The organism is Candidatus Thermoplasmatota archaeon, from assembly GCA_034660695.1.
GTDB lineage: Archaea > Thermoplasmatota > E2 > UBA202 > DSCA01 > JAYEJS01.
Genome location: JAYEJS010000001.1, coordinates 1 through 3,389 on the forward strand (window position 1 = coordinate 1; position 3,389 = coordinate 3,389).

A 3,389-nucleotide genomic window follows, 5' to 3' on the forward strand; every position below is an offset into this window, starting at 1 on the left:
ATGGTTTCTCTCACCAATTGCTCGTAGTCAGTCTCCTCAACGGTCTTATTGCCCTCAACGGGTACGGCTTTGAATAATCTTATGGTTGCTTTGTTCATGACTCCCTCCTTTTTGAGTGGCGGGTGGTAATTCTTTCGCGTAAGATAATAGGAACCACCTTTGCCACATTGCTCTCATCCCACTAGCCTTGTCGCTTTGTTCACAATGCTCCTCTTTATATAATGGCGAGCAGTAAATTTTCTCCAATGAAATTTAGTAGGAACTGCTTGTGCCATTACATCTTCCTATTATACCCGATCCGAAAACAAAATGCAACCCCCCACTTATTTGCCCTTAACCAGCATGTGTATTGCTTCGTCCATATATGCATAGATCGTCCATATGGCTTTTATTAAAATCATAATTGGTAAAATTATCGGAGAGAAAGCTATTGCTGTTACTGCTGTTAATCTGGCTTTATTTTTCACTTTTCTCATTTCCCCAACATTATAACCGATTTCAGATGATTTTTCAAGTGTCTGGATACCAATTCCAAATTTCTTGATCTAAATACTTGCCATCCACCTTATCTGGTCTTACCCATTTGCATAAAAAATCAACTCTTCCTTTGCGTTCTCGTCTCCATACAACTCCTTCAATGGGGTCTAGCTCACCATGCGGATGTATATCTTTAATCGCTTTCTTGCACCACTCAATTGATCGTGGCGGCCCCTCTGAGAGAAGATGGGGAAGAACAAAATCGTATGGTTTAACTCGTTCCCGCAATTTATTAAATGTAATGCGTTTGTGTGGTAATTTCATAAGATCAAAAACCACAAATGGCTCGTGCAATAAGGCATATCGGGTTCCATGTGCTAAAGCTAACCACTCACCACACAATCGTTCTCCCGGTTTAAGAAATTCAAATCTACCAATTTGAGAATATACCCAATCCGCAAATAAATGGTGCTGTTTATAAGGACTAGAATAAGCACTGTATCCAGATCTACCTAAAGGAATTATTCTGCCATCGATGTTGGCAATAGATACATTGGAACCATCTACCTTTACTTGTACTATTATACGATCATGTTTGTCTTTAACTTTTTCACACACAATTTTCTTAGCGCCTTCGCCAATCATATGATCTCCTGGCCCCATTCTACTGCCAGGAACATGCGGAATATGACCATATGCCTTTTGCCCTAATGGTTTCACATTATACATGTTCTACCATATGAAAAATCATAACAGATTATCTGGAATTAATTATTAAATCGTTTGATCTATCACTGTCGTTTTGGGTTCCATCTGTTTGGCACCAATTATCCGAATCTGTTGGAGTGCCAGTCCACGGAAATTCAAATTTCTTGGGCGGTGGGTATCCTATTACTGGCATGGGATAATCTCCGGGCACCGTAACCCAGCCGTAACCGTGGCATCCATGACAGGTTTTCTCTCCTACGGTTGAGTCGGGATCGGGGATTTTTCCCGTTCCGTTACACACAGGACATAATACTGCTTTCATATCTAATCACCTCTTAGAACTCAATAAACAACATCAACTATTCCTCGTATTGTTTCTTCTCCATACCCTGCCGCCAATAAAACTGGTATGATAACTTCCGAAAACAGAACATCTATTGGAAGATCGTCAATGGGTTTACTGACCATATATTCTCCGTATTGATTTCTGAGAATCATTTCCGTACCCTTTTCTAATATGCCTAATGCTGGTACATTTGATTCTTTAGTGATTTCATCTAAATTCATCTTATCCTCCTCAATTCTCTTTTGTGGCTGCTGCCGTTTTAACGACAATGTTACTCCCTATACACATGATACACGAGCTATCCCACGAGTATAACAAAAATGTCATAAAAACGCAATGTCTAATCCCCAAAGAACTTTTTAAGCTTTTCTGCTTTTGGGTTTCGTTCCTCATTCTCTGTTATCTTTTTGGGGTCTATCCCAAGGGCAGAAGCTAAGTACATCATGGCGGAAAGCCATTGGGGCGCCAACCGCAATATGCTTTGGGAAGCATTAAACAACATAATAGATCTCATTGGATTTTTTTCGTATAGCTCTTTCATTAATTCGGTTGGATCAACCAATTCAATGGGAATAGGATGTTTCGTTGAGTCTTTTATCCTCAAAACTATTTCTTTCTCGATATCGGATGTTATTAATTTTAGGTCAGACATCATTTCTCCTTAAAAATCTTCATTATTTCTGTCGCTAAAAGTTCCCTTACTGTCTTTGAATTTAAATTAACATTCATCTTCCCGAACTCTTTAAGTTTCTCCTCTACCCTTTTCCGCTTTTCGGACTTCTTTTTTGCCATTACCAATCACCTGCCTCAAGTTTATCTAATATATCTTCCAGCTTCAATATTATATATGTTTCTCCACGATTTTGCCTTATTGCTACCGCATCTACTTCGTCTGGAATTCGTAAATATTTTGCTATGCTTTTTCTTCGTTTAGCTTGAATCCTTAATCCTTGTATTATTAGGTCAACCTCCCTCGATTCCCCTAGCGCTCTTCCGTTGCTGGCGTACGCTCTATCAGCCGCCAATCCGCGTTTGCGGGCATTATTGACTAATTCTCTCTCAAAATCAGTGCCTTTTCTTTTAATGTTTTTCATTTAATTCCATACAAGCTTGAAAATGACAATGCCCCGGTATTGAGAAATGAGTTCTATCTATTTTGACCACATCGTAATTATCAAACCAACACGCAATGCTGTTTAGCAACAAATCTAATCTCTCCTTTTTCCATCCCTCTAATTGATCACATGCTTGGTGTTCTTTCCATACAGCTAATATGCGAAAATCATAATCCCTGTTATGCAGGTCTCGCACTATCCATACATCTTCATCTTCGTAATACAGTTCAGTTAAAACTTTTCTTTCACATAATGGACAAGACATTATTTCTCCTATTTATCAGATATGATTTTGTTGTATAAACCAATCAATCAATATTTCTTGGCACAATTTTTCTGCTCGATCTTTATCGGGTTGCGGTGGCAATGGACTGTGGATCAATGCTTCGTGCGCTGTTTTGAACAATTCATCTGCTGTCTTTTGAACTTTTTCTAATGACCATTCACCCTTTTTAATTTCTATCAAATCTTGTGCATCGTTTCTTTCTACCTGGATCTCGCCAGTTGAAAGAAATTCTATTCCAAGACGAAGTATTCTAATTAAATGGCTGGCATTTTTACAGTCATACCCAAATTTCTCTACAAGCTTTCTTCGTTTCTTTCCCATATGTTTTCCGCTTGGGTGCGTCATTCTATGTAACTGGTTTTTACTGTAACCAACAAATGAATGATATGCTTTTTTAGAGCAAAATATATCTCTGTTCTTAATCAATCTTTGCCCGAATTCAGTCTTTATTATATAT

Annotated in this window: 9 protein-coding genes; all 9 read right to left on the minus strand. The window is 38.4% G+C overall.

Annotated features, from left to right (window positions below; all coding sequences use genetic code 11):
* Positions 1-323 precede the first annotated feature (323 nt).
* A complete protein-coding gene (locus tag U9O96_00005) occupies positions 324-476 on the minus strand; it encodes a hypothetical protein (protein MEA2053492.1) in 153 nt (50 codons plus the stop codon).
* 34 nt (positions 477-510) lie between these two features.
* On the minus strand, positions 511-1,122 hold the full coding sequence (locus tag U9O96_00010; protein MEA2053493.1) for an RNA ligase family protein: 612 nt from the start codon (positions 1,120-1,122) through the stop codon (positions 511-513).
* 112 nt (positions 1,123-1,234) lie between these two features.
* Positions 1,235-1,507, minus strand: coding sequence for a hypothetical protein (locus U9O96_00015; protein ID MEA2053494.1), 273 nt, complete (start codon positions 1,505-1,507; stop codon positions 1,235-1,237).
* Positions 1,508-1,527: 20 nt separating this feature from the next.
* Positions 1,528-1,752 (minus strand): hypothetical protein, encoded by a 225-nt coding sequence (locus tag U9O96_00020; protein ID MEA2053495.1) that lies wholly within the window; start codon positions 1,750-1,752, stop codon positions 1,528-1,530.
* Between the two features lie 119 nt (positions 1,753-1,871).
* The gene (locus U9O96_00025) at positions 1,872-2,183 is read right to left on the minus strand and encodes a hypothetical protein (protein MEA2053496.1); all 312 of its coding nucleotides are present in this window, start codon (positions 2,181-2,183) and stop codon (positions 1,872-1,874) included.
* Complete coding sequence (locus U9O96_00030; GenBank protein ID MEA2053497.1) at positions 2,183-2,323, minus strand: hypothetical protein; 141 nt, start codon at positions 2,321-2,323, stop codon at positions 2,183-2,185. Before U9O96_00030 ends, U9O96_00025 begins: the two co-directional genes overlap by 1 nt.
* Complete coding sequence (locus tag U9O96_00035) at positions 2,323-2,625, minus strand: hypothetical protein (GenBank protein ID MEA2053498.1); 303 nt, start codon at positions 2,623-2,625, stop codon at positions 2,323-2,325. The genes U9O96_00030 and U9O96_00035 overlap by 1 nt, the downstream gene beginning before the upstream one ends.
* A complete protein-coding gene (locus U9O96_00040; protein ID MEA2053499.1) occupies positions 2,612-2,911 on the minus strand; it encodes a hypothetical protein in 300 nt (99 codons plus the stop codon). Before U9O96_00040 ends, U9O96_00035 begins: the two co-directional genes overlap by 14 nt.
* Before the next feature lie 15 nt (positions 2,912-2,926).
* On the minus strand, positions 2,927-3,389 hold a 463-nt coding region (locus U9O96_00045), incomplete at its 5' end, for a hypothetical protein (protein MEA2053500.1).